This is a genomic window from Pseudoalteromonas sp. PPB1, from assembly GCF_015356275.1.
In the GTDB taxonomy this organism is placed as follows: Bacteria; Pseudomonadota; Gammaproteobacteria; order Enterobacterales; family Alteromonadaceae; genus Pseudoalteromonas; species Pseudoalteromonas rubra_D.
Genome location: NZ_JACEQV010000033.1, coordinates 21,766 through 40,698, shown reverse-complemented (window position 1 = coordinate 40,698; position 18,933 = coordinate 21,766). Strand labels below are relative to the sequence as shown.

Below are 18,933 nucleotides of genomic sequence, written 5' to 3'. Positions count from 1 at the left end.
CGTCAATGAGTTCCTGTATTGCTTCAGTCATTGTTCTTCTCGTTTTGCTCGCTCAGAAACTCTTCATACGTCGGTGGTAATACCATGGCATCATCCCACTGAGGCAGAATTGGCGCATCCTGCAGTGGCATCAGATCAATACCGTCTTCACGCTGCTTAGTCTGCTCACCACGGATAAACTTGTATTTAGCATGGCTCAGCTCGTTCATACTGCGGCTGTCACGGACAATCGTCGGACGAATAAACACTAACAGGTTACGCTTGCGCTTAGTTGTGTTTGTTGACTTAAATAAGTGCCCTAAGAATGGAATATCACCCAACAGAGGCACTTTAGATACACTTTCCTGAACATCTTCGTCAATCAGACCACCCAGGATAACCATGCCGCCGTCATCAGCAATTACGGTTGTGTTAATAGCACGTTTATTCACCGAGATATCAACCGCGGTTGCGCCGCTGACACTGGAAACTTCCTGCTCAATGGTTAGCTGTACCGCGGTACCATCATTAATTTGTGGCGTGACCTTCAATTTAACACCCACTTCCTGACGGTCTACGGTCTGGAACGGGTTAGAGTTATTTTCACTGGCCGTTGAGCCTGTGATGATAGGGACTTCCTGACCGACAATCATAGACGCTTCTTCGTTGTCCATGGTAGTGATCGATGGCGTAGCCAGAATATTTGAGTTGGTATCGGTTGATACAGCCTGGATGATCGCACCCCAGTCGTTTTTAACTACGCCCATTGCCAGACCATTGATACCGCCCAGCAAAGAACCCAGTGCACCTAAATCACCCTCAACGGTTTCGTTGTATTCGGTGATCTTAGTCGGATCTTCTGTACCAGCCTGAGTACGAACGACCGTCTTGTCGCGCGCCTGCTCAGCTGCCACGGCCAATGCACCAACTGGTACCGTTGTACCATTATTGAACTGCAGCATACCGCCTTTTTCAGTGATCCATTGCAGACCAAAGTTAATACCGTCACCTTCCTGTACTTCAACTACAATGGCTTCAACCAATACCTGAGCTCGACGAACATCAAGCTTTTCGATAACGCTGGCCAACGAGCGCATGGTATCCGGCTGCGCAGTAATAACCAGTGAGTTTGAATCTTCGTGGGCCTCAATACTGGTTTCGTTCTGGCTGCTCCGGGTGCGGGTCTTACTGCCTCCCTGCGCTTCTTCTTGTAGCGTTTTGCTCACCCCTTGAAGCACTTTAACCAGCTCTTCTGCCTTGGCATAATCCAAGTAAAACACCTGCGTATTGCCCTGGTTCTCCAGTTCTTCATCCAGACGCTTGATCAATTCAATGGCACGCGTACGCGCTTGTACTTCACCACTAACAACCACACTGTTAGTTCGGTTATCCGAGACAATTTTAGGGATCAGAAACTCTGGAACCTGGTTTTTACCGCCATCTTTATAGATTTTCTCAACTACCTGAACAACATCGTCAGCTGTCGCATGTTGCAGACGTACAATGTCAACGCGCTGATCACCTGCCTGGTCAACCGACTTAATGATATTAACCAAGCGATTCACCGACGCAGCATGACCCGTCAACATCATCACGTTAGCTGAGTTGAAGTTAGTCACGTGACCACCATCTTTTTGGTCACTGAACTGACGGATCAATGGTCCCAGTTCCTGTACACTGACGTTTTTAACTTCTACAACTCGGGTGATCATCACATCCCCGTTATTGTCGTTACCATCGCCGACCAATGGAACATTGGCCTTCTTACCATCCGAGCTGCGTACAACTTTCAGAACCCCAGTTTCCATTTCAACGACGGCATAGCCATAAACTTCTAGAACGTTGAGGAAAAACTGATAATAAAGGGCCTCATCCATCAGCTCATAGCTGCGAACATTAATGTTGCCCCGTACATTTGGGTCAATAATGATGGTTTTGTTGAGATTTTTACTGATGATATTAATGAACTCGTTAATATCAGTGCCTTTAAAGTTGGCCGCATACTCAACCGCAGAAACAGACAAGGACAATCCAGCCGCAAATAACAGAGCTGCATACTTAGCTAACCCTTTTTTGATTTTTGTGAGGTGTAGCTTTCTACCCATGATTTTTATAACTCCAAAATTATTGTCTTTACAGGCTAAATTGCACATCGACAGTCTGGCCGTCACGTTCAATCGTGATATTGGCATCAGTGCTATTTCTCAGCTCGTTCATTGCTGACATAGCCTGTTTCATATCCGTGAGTTGGAAGCCATTAATAGCAATGGCGAGATCGTTATTTTTAAGCCCCATTTTCTTAAACAGTTCAGGGTCTTTACCTGGACGCAAACGATAACCAACCAGTTGGCCATTGCGCCTTTCAGGTGAAATACGAATGTAGTCAAACAATTTACCCGGCTCAGCCAGCAATTCGTCTCGGCGCTGCTTAAGCTCTTCACGGGTTTGATTACTGACTCTGTTTGGCTTGGCGCTAGTACGACGCGGCTGTACCGGTGAAGCAACCTGACGGCTGAACTCAATGCCATCTAACATCAAAGTTTCAAACCGGCCACTCACATCCAGGATCACCCTATCAGGCAGAACTTGAGCCAGTTTGGCGCGGGTACCCTTAACGGCATCCTGGACCACGTAGGTTTCCTGGCGCCCCTGGGACTCAATAATCGCCAGCCCGGCAGCATCATTCTGGCTAACTGCTACAATACCAGTTAGGCGCACATTTAGCTGCGTTTCGGGGGCATCAGATATCACCGGCTTAGGCGCTTCAACCACAGGTTTTTCATTGGCCTTGCCAAATATGTTGTGGCCGAGAATAGAGCGACTGCTAACCGCGGCCGAATTCTGCGCATAAACTTGAGACTGAGTAGGTAAAGGCTGTGTCTGCGGTACTGGCCAAAGCAGCCAAAATAACTTAGCAAAAAGAAATGCGATATACACAACAGCCAAATACACCACCAGGCGGCTAAGTTTCGCATGGGGTAAGTTATGTAGTAATTTTTGCAACTGTTGTAGCTGTAATTCCATATGTCATATTCTTATTCTGTTGAGCGCCTCAGTGTACCGCCTCGAATTCGATTCAACAAGCACGCGTATATGAAACTTTAAAGTAAATAGGTACAACTTAGAATACCTAACTGAACACAGCATTAACAGTGCCTGTGGCTGAGATGTAACCACATCAGAGCGTGTTCAGATGCTTTTTTTGCCTCATCAAATGTGTTAAATTTCACCGATTAAATTAGCTTTGGGCATTAGTTAACGAATTGTGACAAAAGTCAATCAAGAAAACAACCTAAGCGAAGTGAAAGTACGCCTGGACAAGTGGCTCTGGGCGGCACGCTTTTATAAAACCCGTACCATTGCCCGCGAGATGATCCAGGGTGGCAAGGTACACTACAATGGCCAACGCTGTAAACCCAGCCGAATGGTTGAGGTTGGTGCTGTGATCAAACTGGCACAGGGTTTCGATGAAAAGGAAGTCACCGTGCTGCACATTATGGAAAAGCGTCAGAGTGCGCCCATTGCCCAGACCCTCTACGAAGAGTCAGCTGCCAGCCTTGAAAAACGGGCACAAAATGCCATTGCGCGCAAAAACAATAGCTTTTTTGCACCGCGCCCTGAGCATAAACCAGATAAAAAGCAGCGTCGCGAACTGCTCAAACTGAAATCTAGCTAGGATCCGAATTGATGCAACAAGATTTACTTCATCGATATATTTTCGATCAACTCGATGTACGTGGTGAACTCGTACAAATTGAACAGACCTTTAATGACATTATCAGTGGTCATGACTACCCGAAGGAAGTACAAACTTTATTGGGTGAACTGCTGCTTGCGTCCAGCCTGCTGACTGCCACTTTAAAATTTGAAGGCGACATCACTGTACAGTTGCAGGGGGATGGCCCAGTTAAGTACGCAGCTATCAATGGCGATCATAAGCAGAATATGCGCGGTATTGCCCGTCTACAAGGTGAGATCACAGGTAGCAGTATTCAGGATTTGATGGGTAAAGGCTATATGGTGATCACCATTACACCCAATAAGGGTGAGCGCTATCAAGGGGTCGTTCCGCTAGGCGGTGAGACTCTGGCGGCTTGTCTGGAAGATTATTTTATCCAGTCTGAACAACTCAAGACCCGCTTGTGGTTTGCCACCGATGTAAACGGTGAGCGTGCCAAAGCGGCCGGATTGTTTTTACAGGTACTGCCTGTTGACAAAACTAAGTCGGAAGAGGATTTTGCGCATCTAGAAGCACTGAGCAATACTATTAAAGATGAGGAATTGCTTACGCTGGACGCACAAACAGTCCTGACACGCTTATATCATGAAGATAACCCACAGCTGTTCGAACCCCAGGAGATTAATTTTGTTTGCGGTTGCAGCCGTGACAAAACCATCAGTGCATTAGCCAACATCGGCCAAGAGGCGCTGCTGGAGGATATTCAGAAGCAAGGTGAGATCAATATCAGCTGTCACTACTGCCTAAAAAATTACCGATTTGAAGAACAAGATATCAAGGCTATTTTTAATTAGTTGGGATATTTTAATCACATTGAAGACAAGCCGCCATTTTGGCGGCTTTTTTGTCGCTTAAAATTGATACCGGTGTCATTTAAAGGTCATATTTTATGACACCGGTATCATTGAAATTATTCGATTTTTTTGACAAATTTATGGCGTTTTACCCGGTTTCAGGGCTCGAATATCTGAATTTCATCTGTTACTATAATTTCAGCTTTTGGTGAAACTTCTCCAGAGCTATCCCGTTCAATTCTCACATTTAGGTATAAACATGACTTCAAGCGCTACTCGTTTTGTCGATTTAACTGCAGCTGAACTTGTCGAACACGCCATCCGCCGTGGTGAAGGGACTTTGGCCGCAAATGGAGCTTTTGTAGCAAAAACAGGCCGCCGCACAGGGCGTTCACCTAACGACCGTTTTATCGTTAAAGAGCCAAGCACAGAAAACGACATCCAATGGGGTAACGTTAACCGCCCATTCGATGCTGACAAATTCAACGCGCTGTGGGCCCGTGTAGAAGCACACGTGAACAGCAACGACCACTTTGTCTCTCACCTTGAAGTGGGTTCAGATCCTGAGCACTATTTACCCGTTGTTGTAACAACAGAAACAGCTTGGCACCACATTTTTGCCAAAAACATGTTTATCGAGCCTGAAAAATACAATGCAGCTGATTTACCCCAATGGCAGGTAATGAATGTACCTTCTTTCGTTTGCGATCCAGAGCGTGATGGCACGAACAGTGACGGTACAGTGATTATCAACTTTGCAGAGCGCAAAGTGCTTATCGCAGGTATGCATTATGCCGGTGAAATGAAAAAGTCTATGTTCTCAGTACAAAACTTCCTGTTACCAGCGAAGGGCGTACTGCCAATGCACTGTAGTGCAAACGTAGGCGAAGCAGGCGACACTACCTTATTCTTTGGTTTGTCTGGCACAGGTAAAACAACCCTGTCGGCAGATCCTAAACGCTTCCTGATCGGTGACGATGAGCACGGCTGGGCACCTGGCAGTGTATTCAACATCGAAGGCGGTTGTTACGCTAAATGTATTGACCTGTCGCAAAAGAACGAGCCGGTCATCTGGAACGCAATCAAGTTCGGCACCATCCTTGAAAATGTGGTACTGGACGAAGCACGCGTACCTGATTTCAATGACACTAGCCTGACGCAAAACACCCGTGCAGCTTACCCGCTTGAGCACGTTGAAAAGCGTAAAGTAGAAAACCGTGCTGGCGAACCTCGCGCAGTGGTTTTCCTGACTTGTGACGTGAGCGGTGTACTACCACCAGTGTCTATTCTGTCAGAAGAGGCTGCGGCTTATCACTTCCTGAGCGGTTACACTGCAAAAGTGGGCTCTACAGAAATTGGCTCTACTTCAGACATCGAGTCAACTTTCTCTACTTGTTTCGGCGCACCTTTCTTCCCGCGTCCGGCAGGCGTTTACGCAGAACTTCTTATGAAGCGTGTACGTGAGTTCAACTCAAAAGTTTATCTGGTTAACACTGGCTGGACTGGCGGCCCTTACGGTATTGGTAAACGTTTCGATATCCCAACCACACGTGCTGTGATTGACGCAATCGTTAACGACACCCTAGAAGGCGTAGAAACACAACACATTGACGCCCTAAACCTGGACGTACCGGTTGCTGTACCAGGCGTAGACAGCAAACTGCTTAACCCAATCAACACTTGGGAAGACAAAGCAAAATATGCTGAGTATGCATCTAAGCTGGCTGCAGACTTCGAAGCGAACTTCGCAAAATACGATGTCTCTGAAGCCATCAAATCAGCAGGTCCTCGCGGCTAAGCTAATTTAGGATCAGATTCCTTTATCAAAAGCGCCCCTCGTTGGGCGTTTTTTTATGCCCAATAGTCACCCTTCTCTGGCACGCTGCCGCTTAGAGTAATACCAATTTGCTTAACTAAGTGTTCTATTTTGAGGCGAGAAAACAGGGTCGATAACACCGCTCCCGCGTTCTGCTATCGCTGAGGCATCTAGGTCCATATAGACGAGGCGAAAATTTGCGAATTTATACCATAGGTAAAGGTTCTAAATGAGAAGGTTTTAACACCGTTAGCGTCATATTTGCACCTTCAAATAGAGCAGGTACTAAGTGAAATTGGTATAAATTTAGCGGGAGTGCTTGAGCTGTTTCCAGGCTGTTGAAAGCAACTGACCTAGTGTGACCGGGATCACCGTGAGCAACGCCACCCCCTTATCGAAATTGGGATTCAGCGCGCAGTAATGGGCAATTTCGGGTTTCTTGCTGGCTTTAAACTGGGCCACTTCCAGCGCCGAATAACGCGTTTTTCGCCCCACCACTTTAAGACACGGCAAACCATTCACCTCAGATACCAATCCAGTCGGGTTTAACGCTCCATAAAGCTGGGACTCAACAGGAGATCCTGTCGCTGTTGGATATACAGTGGCAATGTTCTTCGCCATCGCCCGGAACATGGCCGGACTGAGCATAGTATCTGCGTATAACAAAGTGCGCCAGGGCCGGCGCAGATAAGCCTTGGTCACTTCGAAAATAGAGAATGTAAAGGTATTATTCTTACCCCGGAACTGCGGTAAAAAACCGGCCGACGCCCCGATAACACTCAATGCCTTATGGCTATCGTCAAAGGTCAGCAAACAATAACCAATGAGCTCTGCTGAATCCGAATAATAAAGTCTCAGCCGGCGGTGCGTAGGCCCGCTTTGCTCAAAGTAATAAGCAAAATATGCTTCAGGGTCGATCCCCTCAAAGCACAGGCCAATAATAGACAACAGCTGAGCTCTGTCTGCTGAGCTCAGGCAACCAGCCTCGTACGATAAGTCGCGCTTATTCACTGGGCTTTGACGGCTCAGGTGCGGCTGTCAGGGGAGTAAATTTTTTCGCAACTGGCAACATCACCTCCGCGCTCAACCCCCCTTTCTCGCGGTTACGTAAACGTACTTTACCGCCATGGGTAGAAACAATGCGTTTGATGATCGCCAGGCCCAGCCCACTGCCCTCACTGCCACGCGCCAGATCACCCTGTTTAAAGGGTTCAAATAACGTTTCCAGCTCCTCTTCAGGGATCCCTGGCCCTCTGTCTTTAACTTTAATAAACACCGCCTTGTGGCGAGCACTAAACTCTGTCACAACCTCAATCTGGTCGTCTGAATAACGGATAGCATTCTCTATCATGTTCGTAACCACCCGTTTTAGCGCCACATGGTTCATCATCACCGCGGGAACATTTGCCGCTGTCGTCAATACAATTTCGCGCTGATGCTGTTGCTCAGCATGCACTACTTCCTCAACGACAGCATTGACATCGTCCAGCACCATTTCTCCACTGTTATGGTGCCTGAGGTACTCAATAAACTGATCAATAATGGCATTCATATCTTCAATATCATCAATAATGCCGTCTTTCAGGTAGGCTTCTTCGTCCGACATCATTTCTGTTGCCAGTCGGATCCGGGTCAAAGGTGTCCTTAAATCGTGAGATACCCCAGCCATCAATAGACGCCGATCGTTCTCCAGCTCAGCGATCCCTTTGGACATTTTATTAAAAGCTCTGGTCACTTCGATGACCTCCGTAGAGCCATGCTCAACCAGGCGAGTAGAAAAGTCCCCCACCCCAACCCGGCTGGCTGCAATCTGCAAAGCCTTGAGAGGCCGGTTCAGGTGCCTCGCAAACAGCCAACCGCCCAGTACGCTTAAAAAGCCGATACTGGAGAGATAAAACACCAAAAACTCCATTTTAGTCTCAGAGAACCCGGTGAGTGGTACCCGAACCCAATAACCCGGTGCCTGGGGCGCTTCTACCCAGTAGACCACAGGATCGCCCTGACTGATCCGTACCCGCGCGGAGCCATTGAGCTGCTCAGACATACTACGCGACAACAAAGTGTATTCTTTTGCCTCTCCGAGGCCATTGCGATAGGCCTCACGCTGGCTCATCACTTCAATGCCCGTGATCTCAAAAAACTTTTTCGATAAAGCGGAGTCAATCTCAACCCCTTCTTCCCAGTCAATGAAAACGGTTTTAACCTGCTTGGCAAGCATCAGGTTGACCTGCTCAAAAGTAGGCTTGAACACGTACAGCGTGACTGTGATGTAGGAGACGATCTGGTTGATCAGTAGCAGCGCACCGACAAAAAACACCGTTTGTCCAAACGCGCTGCGTGGCAGGATACTCATTTACTTTTCGCCGTCTGGCACAAAAACATAACCCAGACCCCAAACGGTCTGGATATAGCGTGGATTAGAGGCATCCTCCTCTATCATTCTGCGCAACCGAGAGACCTGCACATCAATACTGCGCTCCAGTGCGCTGTAATCCCTGCCGCGGGCCAGATTCATTAGTTTGTCACGGCTCAATGGCTCTCTGGGGTGACTCACCAACGCCTTCAATACCGCAAATTCACCGCTGGTCAGCGCAATGGTTTGATCATCTTTTTGCATTTCCCGGGTTGCCAGGTTGAGCTTAAAGGCGCCAAATTCGACTTCATTTTCTTCCACTGCCGGAGCCCCAGGGACTTCTTTGGCACGACGGCGCAGCACCGCTTTGATTCGGGCAAGCAACTCACGCGGATTAAATGGTTTAGGCAGGTAATCATCCGCGCCCAGCTCTAATCCGATGATCCGGTCAACTTCATCCCCTTTGGCCGTTAACATCACAATGGGTATTTCGTTTTCTTTTTGCCTGAGACGACGACAGATAGACAAACCATCTTCACCAGGTAACATCAAATCCAATACCATCAGATGAAAGTTTTCACGCTCTAGCAATCTGTCCATTTGCTCAGAATTGGCAGCACTACGAACGATAAACCCCTGCTCGACCAGATATCGCTCCAGCAGGCTGCGCAAACGCATATCATCGTCAACGACTAACACTTTGGTGGTTTCATTCCCCATTGGCATTCTTCTTATTTTTTCTTTAGTTGACCCTAAATATAATTGAAATTAAAACGCTTAGACACCATTAACAATGAATAAGATTGTTACCGAACGTTACAAGTGTCGCCTGATGTGGCTTTACCTTACCAGGCCCCAGGTGAAGCAGGTAAGATTGGTATCGGACCAGATCCAAATTACACTAGACACATGTAGTTGTTCTGCCAAAGTAAGCAACAAAATGAAAACCAACCTAATTACACCTGAAGGCTATCGCAAGCTACAGCAGGAACACGATCATCTGTGGTTTGAAAAACGCCCGGAAGTGACCAAAATCGTTAACTGGGCAGCAAGTTTGGGCGATCGCTCAGAAAACGCCGACTATACTTTTAACAAGCGCCTGTTACGACAAATAGACCGCCGAGTACGCTACTTGCGTAAACGCATGCCCGACTTAAAAATTGTTGAGTATTCTCCACAACAGCAGGGCAAAGTCTATTTTGGTGCCTGGGTCGAAATTGAAAATGATGACGGCGAAGTAAAACGCTTTCGCATCGTCGGGCCCGATGAAATCTATGAACGGAATGATTATATCTCCATCGATTCCCCCATGGCGCGCGCGTTACTTGGGAAAGCCGTCGACGAAGAATACAGTGTAAAAACCCCGCAAGGTGAAATGCTTTGGTATGTCAATAAGATCGACTACACGGCCTGAACACTTCCGTTTCAGATATGATATGATGACCGCAAACGCAGGCCGAGAAAGAGGCCTAGCCAATTGAACTATATAAGGATTTTGCATGAGCAATATCTCAGCCCGTTTAGCTGCTGAGCTAAACGCATCACAACAGCAAGTGGATGCTGCCACCGCACTACTGGATGAAGGTGCGACTGTTCCGTTTATTGCCCGTTACCGTAAAGAAGTCACAGGCGGTCTGGACGATACTCAGCTACGATTGCTCGAACAACGCCTCGGTTATCTGCGGGAGCTGGAAGAACGCCGGGCTTTTATCATCAAAACCATTGATGAGCAGGGCAAGCTCACTGACCAATTAGCCTCAGAGCTAAACCAGGTGCAGAGTAAAACCGAACTGGAAGATTTATACCTCCCCTACAAACCCAAACGTCGCACCAAAGGCCAAATAGCCATAGAAGCCGGGCTTGAGCCGCTGGCCGACCTGCTGTTCCGCGATCCAGATCAGACACCAGAACAAGCTGCCGAAACCTATATCAATGCCGATCAGGGCATTGCAGATAGCAAAGCCGCACTGGATGGCGCCAAGTTTATTCTGATGGAGCGCTTTGCCGAGGATGCCAAACTCCTCAGTAAATTCAGAAATCAGCTGAAACAGCATGGTTATCTAGAAAGCCGTGTTGTGCCAGGGCAGGAAGATGCAGGTAGTAAGTACCGCGATTATTTTGAGCACGACGAAAAGCTCGCCAGCGTCCCTTCTCACCGTGCCCTGGCAATGCTCAGAGCCCGCAATGAAGGCATTTTGCAGCTATCTATCAACCCAGAGCCTCAAGCGGAAGACCCGCAGCAGTATTGTGCGCAAATGATAGCAGACCATTATGGTCTGGAGGTCTCGGGGCGAGCGGCCAGCAATTGGCTAATGACCGTGGTACAGTGGGCGTGGAAAATCAAACTCGCCACCCATCTTGAAAACGAAATGTTGGGTGCTACTCGAGAATTTGCCGAGCAAGGCGCCATAGATGTCTTTGCCAAAAACCTCAAAGATCTGCTGATGGCTGCCCCGGCAGGCCCACGCGTGACCATGGGGATCGACCCGGGATTGAGAACTGGCTGTAAGGTCGCCATTGTCGATAAGACAGGTAAGTTACTGGCAACCACCACCATTTACCCCCACGCACCGCAAAATCATTGGGATAAGTCACTGCGCACGCTGGAACAGCAATGTCGTCAGCACAAGGTTGAACTGATTGCGATCGGTAATGGCACGGCGTCTCGCGAAACCGATAAACTGGCAGCTGAACTGCTCAAAGCAGCCAGTGAGCTAAAACTGACCAAAGTGATGGTCAGTGAAGCCGGTGCCTCGGTCTACTCCGCTTCTGAGTTTGCCGCCAACGAGTTCCCGGATCTCGACGTATCATTGCGTGGTGCCGTCTCCATTGCCCGCCGACTGCAAGATCCGCTGGCTGAGCTGGTTAAAATCGAGCCGAAATCCATTGGTGTAGGCCAATATCAGCATGATGTGTCACAAAGCCAGCTGGGTCAGACACTGACGACCGTAGTGGAAGACTGCGTAAACTCAGTGGGTGTCGATGTTAATACCGCGTCTGTGCCTTTATTGACACGCGTATCTGGCCTAAATAAAACCCTGGCCACCAACATCGTTAAGTTCCGTGATAGCAATGGCTCATTCAGCAGCCGCAAACAGCTAAAACAAGTTGAGCGCTTGGGCCCTAAGGCCTTTGAGCAGGCCGCTGGATTCTTGCGTATTGCTAATGGTGACGATCCGCTGGATGCCTCAGCGGTTCACCCGGAAGCTTACCCAGTCGTCAAAAAGATCTGTGGCAGCAAGGCACTTGATGTCACTGCACTGATCGGCAACAGCGATGTGCTGAGTAAACTGGATCCTGCCGAGTATGTCGACGATAAGTTTGGCGTACCGACCATCACGGATATTCTGGGTGAGCTGGACAAACCGGGCCGTGACCCGCGTCCCGAGTTTAAAACGGCCCAATTTAAAGCGGGCGTCGAGACCATTGCTGACCTGAAAGTCGGCATGACCCTTGAGGGTGTCGTCTCAAACGTTGCGAACTTCGGTGCCTTTGTCGATGTTGGCGTACATCAGGATGGTCTGGTGCATATTTCTGCACTCACGGACAAGTTCATTTCTGATCCACGTGAAGTGGTTAAGGCTGGTGACATTGTTAAAGTAAAAGTCATCGAAGTGGACGTTGCCCGTAAACGGATCAGTTTTACCATGCGACTAAACGATGAGATCCCAGCAAGTACCGGGCAGAAGCAGAATAAACCTGCTTCGCAAAAACCTGGCGGCAAGTCTCAGCGACCCGCACAGCGTAAAGAGCCTCGCCGTGATAATCGACGTGACAACAGCAACGCAGCTATGGGCAATGCCTTTGCAGAGGCCTTTGCAAAGCTGAAAAAGTAACGGCTGATACCACAACGACAGAGGCCCGCAATTGCGGGCCTCTGTCGTTTAACACAAAGTAGTTTTATCGATTCGAGAGGTTAAATCACCACGGATAACTGCGACGCTCCTTTGGGCCTGGCGACGTCTCCATAAAATCCTTCAATTCTCAGTGCGCGTGAAGCAATTTCCGGATCCCGCTCGATAGGCAATGCCACAGCAAATGGGTCCACTTCTTCTTCTAACCGGGCAGACTCAGGTTGTTGCTCACTGATCTCATCTTCGTTAAGACGACGGGTTTGATAACCCACAACACGATTGCTGCTGTCGTCCTCATCTTCATCGCCACTAATAGATTGCTTGGCAAGATCCGCCTGAGCCTGAGCTATTTTGGCTGTCGCATCTGCTGCGATGGCTCTGTCAGCACCCGACGGCTCTGCCGGTGCCAACGCGGCAGCACGCACTGTTTGCATTTTATCTATGGTTTCGCGTGGATCCCCAGTGGGTGCCACGTCTATCATCACCTGACCACCAACCGCATAATTATTGCCGTCCGGCCCACGCTGATAATCGTAAGTTGGTGATCCTGCGTACTGCCCCCCTACTCTGGCGTGCGCTTCTTCATGCAGACGTACTTCGCGATCTCTGTCTTTCAGTTCCTGGATCTGTGCCTGCTCAGCTTCCAGCTCAGCCTGTTCGCGGTCACTCAGTTCTTGTGAGTCTTGTTGATCCTGTTGTTCCCCCTGACTGCTTTGTCCGCCTTCCTCACGCTCCTCAATGGTTTTGCCATCTTTAAGCTGACCCGTGCTGTCATATAAGCCGGAGTCGTCTGCAGACAAAGGTTTTTGCTTGTCACCATCTGAGAGGGGTTTGTTTTCAGTAAACGCAGGGGAGACCGGCGCAGGTTTTGGAATAACCTCGCGGAGCTGATTGTCACGTTGCGCCGTCTCAGTATAGACGTTCGCCGTGTTTAAGTTCATCGCCGGGGGTGGCGTTACTATGTTCATTACGCTTTAATGTCAATTAAGGTACCCAGGACTTCGTCAGCTGTGCGGATCGTCTGTGCATTTGCTTTGGCATTAAATTCTGCCACTTTGAGGTCTACGACCGCCTCGTCCAACCTTGGTGGTTGACCCACAGGTGCAGTCACGCCTTCATTGCTGGATGCGCCCTGAAGTTGTCGCTGCTGTGCGACCTGTTGCTCGCTTTGCTGGTCCAGTGTCGCCTTATTTATGTCGGCTGCTGCCTGCTCGGCACTTTGGCGGGCAAGCTCAAACCCCTGAACACCTGCATTTAGGATGTCACTGACTGCCATATATCGCCCCACAGTTAGAAAATCTCAACCTAATTATTGCTCAATTTATAAACGAAATAAAGTCTGGGCGGCAAAAAATTGCCGCTTTTTTCATTGTGGGAAACTAAAGAATTGATTTTAAATGAGTAACAAACTCATCTTTATGCGAGATAAATGGGGCATGCGATGCTTTGGGTAAAACAAACGCCTTGAAATGTGGATTGAGCGCACTCATACGTTCAATCACATCACCGGGCACCAGCGCATCGAGTCGGCCAAAGAGGCCAAACACTGGCTGCGTAAGCTCACGAAAATAGGCGCGATAGTCACACCGGTTCAACGCATCAAGGCCCAAACTTAATGCCTCTGGATGTGGCGCTGGCAATTGCGCCAATAACTGGCGTAATTGTTTAATATCATCACGGGCATGCTCACTGCCCATCGCCTGAATAGCCAAAAAACGTTCTATGGTTTTAGCGCTATCGTCGGCCAGCGCCTGCTTAAACCCCGCCAGCACTTTAGGCTTGATCCCCGGCCAGTCTGGCTGCTCTACAAAGCATGGATTGGAAGCGACCATCACCACTTTGGCTACCTTAGCGGGATATCGATGCGCCAGATTAAGCGCCACTAGCCCGCCCAGCGACCAGCCAATCAACACCGAACCATCGGCAAGCTCTGTCGCAATCTCATCGGCAAGGTCGTCGAGAGATTTGCAGTGTGCAGGAAATGCCGCTCCGCCAAACCCCGCTAAATTTATCGCCCGCACGGGTAAAGGCTGTACTTGCTGAAGCTGCTCAATGCTCAGTTGCCATACCTGTTTATTCATACCCCAACCGTGCAATAAGACAATCTCGCTTTGCATTCATTCACTTCCTCGACCAAACTTGTGGCTATGATAGCGATTCAAGGATGGAAAGCAATGTCATTAGCCCGCGCACTCACACACACGCTGTTTCCCTGCTACTGCCCCTGTTGCCACAGCACAGTTGACACTCAAGGGATATGTGCTCCCTGTCTGAGTGCACTGCCACTGTTTGCCCCTGACCAGGGCAACCTACTATTGCGTGCAGATATTCAGACGCAGTTTAATTTGCCCTGCTGCGATGGCCTGATTGCCTGTGGCTGGTATAAGGGCATGCTAAAACGCTGGTTATGTGAACTCAAGCTACGTCATCGAAGTCATGCTGCTTACTTATTACGTCAGGTCATTAGCCATCAATGGCAGCGCTACTGTGCCGAACAAATAATCGATGTGGATGCGGCTATTCTCATTCCCTTACCCAGACACAGATTGATCAATCGCGGCTTTAATCAGGTAATGCAAACCTGGGGCCACGTGCTCGAAGCCCAGCTTACCACCCTGCCCGTCTTATCGAAACGTATGACACGTAGCCAACAGTCATTAACGCGTGGGGCCCGCTTAAAAAACCAGACTCAGGCTTTTAGACTAGAGGGAACCCTAACAGGTCAGCGAATTTTACTGGTTGATGATGTGATCACCACAGGGGCCACCATGAATGCCGCTGCCCAGCTCTGCCGACGCGCTGGCGCCGCTCAGATCTGGGCTTGTGCTACCTGCCTCACACCTTATTAATGAATCGCCTGCGAGAAAAACAACGCATTACTAAACAGCCGACTGCTGCCATACCAGAATCCGCGAAATACAGGGTTATCCGTCATTGCGACTGCCACGCCCTGGCCATAAGTATCAGCCACCAATGCCGCCGACTGCGCGATCTGCGATACATTTCGTTCATCAGCATAGCCTGCCAGTAGAGGCTGCTGCTGATACACGGCCACATCCAAAAACGGGTCTTCACTGGCCTGAAGCACCCAGGCACTGTTTTTAAAAACAGGTAAGGTACTATTCTCAAATCCAAATGCCAGTGGATGAGAAAGATCCAGCTGCGTGCCAAAAATAGCCCCTGCGATCCTTTGCTGTGCGGCCAGTTGCTCTTTGTCTTTAAAACGCATCCCCTGAGTATCAAAAGACGCTCGTAAATCTTTGTTGCTGATGATCTCAGCATTCAGCAACTGATGCTCAATCAACCATTGTGCGCCGCGCTTATGACCCCAGATCACCCCACCTTTGTGGACCCAACTGATAATCGCGGCCTGCGCTTTCTTGCTCATTGCTGAGTAACGGCCATCCGCCAGCACAATATGGCTGTAACGACTTAAGTCTGCGCGTCCAAGGCGGTCTATTTCTATCACGCTGGGGGCAATTCCGACATGCCTGTCAAGGTGATACCAAAGCTCACCGACTTCGTACTGACTGGTGCCTAGCCCACCAACCAACAACACTTCGGGTTTATGCAGTGGCATCATCCGTCGCGAGCCTAAATCAATGCCCTGCGGCGTCAGGCCTGAGCGAATCGCCATGACCTCAATACCGAGCGCACTGGCTTGCTCTGACAGGATACGCCGCCAGTTCTCCTGATTTTGCAGCCCCGCCGGGATCACTACAGTACCAGCATCAAACTGCTGTTCGCTCTGAGTCAGCTTAGCAGTAAAGGGTTGCAGTGCCACTCGTGCCTCCAGGCCCTCTGTCAGCAGCTGGTTAAGTAACTTAGGTGCCAGATAATGCTGCCAGGAGAAAGCGTAGGCATATGCCTCTGTCAGGGGCGTCTCTGCGACGATACCATCGTTTTGTGCTTTTGATTCAGTGACTTTCAATCCCCAGCTACTGGTTACCTTGGCAAAATCCAGATCATAGGCATAAGGTAACGTCCACCCTGAAACATCATAAAAGGTATTGTCTTTAAACTGAGTTTGTTCACTGAACATAGCCTTGACCAAACGGACTTGCGGCTGTGCCAGAGGAATATACAGATCGCCGGCCTTAAATTGCTGATCTTTAATTTTCAATGCCTTTTCCAACTGCTGCACTTGTACCTGATGCTGGCTAAGCAGCTCGGAAAACTGGCTGAATCGATACGAGTCCTGTCCTGCCGATACCACATACCCAAGAAAATCTTGCTGCTTGGCTTCTTTTTGCGCGCTTTGATAAAAGTGCTGCTGATAGTCGAGTAAAGCCTGACGGTTAGCGGCTGTGCCCCGTAACGTAGAGAGTGAAGTAATGAGCTGATTTTTGATGGTTTGTGGAAAGGTTAACAAGCCATTAATGGTTTCTTGTGCATGACCACGGCTGCTTGCCTGCTCGAACAATATCCCCACTGCGCCATTAATGTCCGGGTACGTTGAGCCTTTGCCATAGTAAAAATCGTCAAAACTCTCCTGAGTAAAATATAGTTGGTCAGCCTGGTCCAGCGCATCGGCATGAAACTGGCCAATGGCCGCCGTTAAACTCTGGTTGCGCTCGGGCGTCAAAGGGTGCGTACGTGACGGGATCCCTGGCTGGAAAAAATAGCTCGAATTAGGACCCATCTCGTGAAAATCGGCCAGCACATTGGGTTTCCAGTCATGAAATGCCGCAATTCGGGCGCGAGATTCCGGATGCTGTAACAATAGCCAGTCCCGGTTTAAATCAAACCAGTAATGATTGGTTCTGCCAGAAGGCCATCGTTCAACATGTTCTCGGTGTTGGGGATCACTTGATAATACCTGACCCCGATGGCTGTTTGCCCAGTTAGCAAAACGCGCTAGTCCATCAGGGTTCAAAGACGGATCGAGCAGGATCACGGTGTCGCGCAACAAAGCTTCGATCTTTTCGCCCTGTGCAGCAGCCAGATAATAAGCCACCAACATGGCGGTATTACTCCCGGATGGTTCATTACCATGTACGCTGTAACCCAGCCAGGCAACCGCTGGCGCCTCTGTGCGTTGCTCAGGCTGCGCAAGTGCAGCGATGTGCGCGCGCTTCGCAGCTTCGATGTTCTTCAGTCGCGCAGCCTCTGTGATCGTCAGCAGGATGAGCGGCCTGCGTTCATGGCTGTAGCCAATGGTGGTTATTTCAACTCTGGGGCTGGCTTGTGCCAGTGTATGTAAGTACTGCACCAGTTGCTCTGGACGAACATGCCACTCACCCACTTCGTAACCGAGCACCTCATGCGGTTTTGGAATTGCAGGATCAAACTGGCTTGTGTCATCAAAATAAAAATTCAATGGCTTGGCACTTAGCTGCAAACTCAGCAAACACAGCACAACTAACAGGCGATACATAAAGACTCCATTTATTCCGGCAATTTTTGACCAGCCAGTACGCTATCAATGCGACTTAAGTTGCTGCAAATTTTTACGCCCAACACTAGCTACAACAAGATGAGGGGAGTATCATAGGGATTAACCGAGTAATTTAGTCAAGTATAGCGTAGATTATGATCACAATTTCAGAGACAGCTCAGTCACATTTTGCCAAACTATTGGCCGATCAAGCCGATGGCACTAACATTCGCGTATTCGTCGTCAACCCAGGTACTGCTCAAGCTGAGTGCGGTGTATCTTACTGCCCTGCCGATGCTGTTGAAGACAGCGATATTCGCCTTCCTTTTAATGGCTTTGATGCCGTCGTCGACGCCGAAAGTGCCCCTTTCCTGGAAGAGGCTGAAATTGACTTTGTCACCGACAAAATGGGCAGCCAGCTGACCCTAAAAGCGCCAAATGCGAAAGCCAAAAAGCTCAGCTCGAATGCCTCTTTGGAAGAGCAAGTTGAGCACATGCTGGTGACTGAAGTGAATCCGCAACTGGCCAACCATGGAGGTCAGGTCAGCCTGGTAGAAATTACAGCTGAAGGCGTTGCAGTATTACAATTCGGTGGTGGCTGTAACGGCTGCTCTATGATTGATGTCACACTGAAAGAGGGCATCGAGAAAGAAATGATCGCAAAGTTCGAAGCAATCACTGGTGTACGTGATATTACGGAACACTCACGAGGCGATCACTCATACTATTAATTGCGTATGCGCCGTATTATCTATCGCTTAGGGTCTCACCCTAAGCGAAGCTTGCGATTTTTTCTCTGCGGACTCGCTCTGTTTGCACTCAGTGTGGTGCTCATTGCACTGGGCTATGTCTATCAAGCCTGGCTTCAGCTGCCCGGCCTGATCATTCTTGCTATTGCGCTAGGTGTCGCAGGATATGGTTACCTGGGGATTTTCGCTAACCGTTTTTCTCAGGTGCTGTCAGCACGTGACTCAGCCAAAGCGACTACCAAAAAAGCCTTTGAGGATTTAAAATAGGCCAT

General features: G+C 49.1%; 17 protein-coding genes. 8 read left to right on the top strand and 9 right to left on the bottom strand.

Features of this window, described 5'->3' with window-relative positions; translation table 11 throughout:
• Positions 1-23: 23 nt before the first annotated feature.
• Entirely contained in the window at positions 24-2,084 is a 2,061-nt protein-coding gene (gene gspD / locus IY568_RS22370) for a type II secretion system secretin GspD (protein WP_138539545.1), read from the bottom strand.
• 28 nt (positions 2,085-2,112) lie between these two features.
• Positions 2,113-3,003, bottom strand: a complete 891-nt coding sequence (gspC, locus tag IY568_RS22365; RefSeq protein WP_138539546.1) for a type II secretion system protein GspC — start codon at positions 3,001-3,003, stop codon at positions 2,113-2,115.
• Between the two features lie 241 nt (positions 3,004-3,244).
• Here gspC and hslR point away from each other — a divergent pair, with 241 nt between their 5' ends.
• The 3 genes from hslR (at position 3,245) to IY568_RS22350 (ending at position 6,310) form a co-directional block, all read left to right on the top strand.
• Positions 3,245-3,655 (top strand): ribosome-associated heat shock protein Hsp15, encoded by a 411-nt coding sequence (gene hslR, locus IY568_RS22360; RefSeq protein ID WP_125564555.1) that lies wholly within the window; start codon positions 3,245-3,247, stop codon positions 3,653-3,655.
• Positions 3,656-3,666: 11 nt separating this feature from the next.
• Positions 3,667-4,512 (top strand): Hsp33 family molecular chaperone HslO, encoded by an 846-nt coding sequence (hslO, locus tag IY568_RS22355; protein WP_125564557.1) that lies wholly within the window; start codon positions 3,667-3,669, stop codon positions 4,510-4,512.
• Positions 4,513-4,771: 259 nt separating this feature from the next.
• Complete coding sequence (locus tag IY568_RS22350; protein ID WP_125721725.1) at positions 4,772-6,310, top strand: phosphoenolpyruvate carboxykinase; 1,539 nt, start codon at positions 4,772-4,774, stop codon at positions 6,308-6,310.
• 324 nt (positions 6,311-6,634) lie between these two features.
• Here IY568_RS22350 and IY568_RS22345 read toward each other — a convergent pair whose 3' ends face one another.
• From IY568_RS22345 to ompR, 3 genes are read right to left on the bottom strand one after another with little or no spacing between them, the layout of a single operon-like run.
• Positions 6,635-7,339, bottom strand: coding sequence for a hypothetical protein (locus IY568_RS22345; RefSeq protein ID WP_323744774.1), 705 nt, complete (start codon positions 7,337-7,339; stop codon positions 6,635-6,637).
• Positions 7,332-8,681 carry a two-component system sensor histidine kinase EnvZ gene (envZ, locus tag IY568_RS22340; RefSeq protein WP_125564561.1) on the bottom strand — a complete coding sequence of 450 codons (1,350 nt, stop codon included), beginning with the start codon at positions 8,679-8,681 and terminating at the stop codon, positions 7,332-7,334. Before envZ ends, IY568_RS22345 begins: the two co-directional genes overlap by 8 nt.
• Positions 8,682-9,401, bottom strand: coding sequence for a two-component system response regulator OmpR (gene ompR, locus IY568_RS22335; RefSeq protein WP_010387140.1), 720 nt, complete (start codon positions 9,399-9,401; stop codon positions 8,682-8,684). It lies immediately after the preceding gene.
• A 220-nt stretch (positions 9,402-9,621) separates the two neighbouring features.
• On the opposite strand from ompR, the gene greB reads away from it, so the two are divergent.
• Complete coding sequence (gene greB / locus IY568_RS22330) at positions 9,622-10,095, top strand: transcription elongation factor GreB (protein ID WP_125564563.1); 474 nt, start codon at positions 9,622-9,624, stop codon at positions 10,093-10,095.
• Positions 10,096-10,180: 85 nt separating this feature from the next.
• Positions 10,181-12,517 carry a Tex family protein gene (locus IY568_RS22325; RefSeq protein WP_194868750.1) on the top strand — a complete coding sequence of 779 codons (2,337 nt, stop codon included), beginning with the start codon at positions 10,181-10,183 and terminating at the stop codon, positions 12,515-12,517.
• An 80-nt stretch (positions 12,518-12,597) separates the two neighbouring features.
• Here the strand turns inward: IY568_RS22325 and IY568_RS22320 are convergent, their stop codons facing one another.
• From IY568_RS22320 to bioH, 3 genes are all read right to left on the bottom strand, one after another.
• Complete coding sequence (locus IY568_RS22320; protein ID WP_125564567.1) at positions 12,598-13,503, bottom strand: putative metalloprotease CJM1_0395 family protein; 906 nt, start codon at positions 13,501-13,503, stop codon at positions 12,598-12,600.
• Complete coding sequence (locus tag IY568_RS22315) at positions 13,503-13,811, bottom strand: hypothetical protein (protein ID WP_010387144.1); 309 nt, start codon at positions 13,809-13,811, stop codon at positions 13,503-13,505. The genes IY568_RS22320 and IY568_RS22315 overlap by 1 nt, the downstream gene beginning before the upstream one ends.
• Before the next feature lie 103 nt (positions 13,812-13,914).
• On the bottom strand, positions 13,915-14,652 hold the full coding sequence (gene bioH / locus IY568_RS22310) for a pimeloyl-ACP methyl ester esterase BioH (protein ID WP_194868749.1): 738 nt from the start codon (positions 14,650-14,652) through the stop codon (positions 13,915-13,917).
• A gap of 57 nt (positions 14,653-14,709) precedes the next feature.
• Between bioH and IY568_RS22305 the strand changes: the two genes are divergently transcribed.
• A complete protein-coding gene (locus tag IY568_RS22305; protein ID WP_194868748.1) occupies positions 14,710-15,384 on the top strand; it encodes a ComF family protein in 675 nt (224 codons plus the stop codon).
• Here the strand turns inward: IY568_RS22305 and IY568_RS22300 are convergent.
• Positions 15,381-17,912 carry a M14 metallopeptidase family protein gene (locus IY568_RS22300; protein ID WP_194868747.1) on the bottom strand — a complete coding sequence of 844 codons (2,532 nt, stop codon included), beginning with the start codon at positions 17,910-17,912 and terminating at the stop codon, positions 15,381-15,383. The genes IY568_RS22305 and IY568_RS22300 overlap by 4 nt on opposite strands.
• Positions 17,913-18,067: 155 nt before the next feature.
• Between IY568_RS22300 and nfuA the strand changes: the two genes are divergently transcribed.
• Together nfuA and IY568_RS22290 are read left to right on the top strand one after the other, a co-directional pair.
• The gene (gene nfuA, locus IY568_RS22295) at positions 18,068-18,643 is read left to right on the top strand and encodes a Fe-S biogenesis protein NfuA (RefSeq protein WP_058796985.1); all 576 of its coding nucleotides are present in this window, start codon (positions 18,068-18,070) and stop codon (positions 18,641-18,643) included.
• Between the two features lie 6 nt (positions 18,644-18,649).
• Entirely contained in the window at positions 18,650-18,928 is a 279-nt protein-coding gene (locus IY568_RS22290; protein ID WP_194868746.1) for a hypothetical protein, read from the top strand.
• Positions 18,929-18,933: the final 5 nt, after the last annotated feature.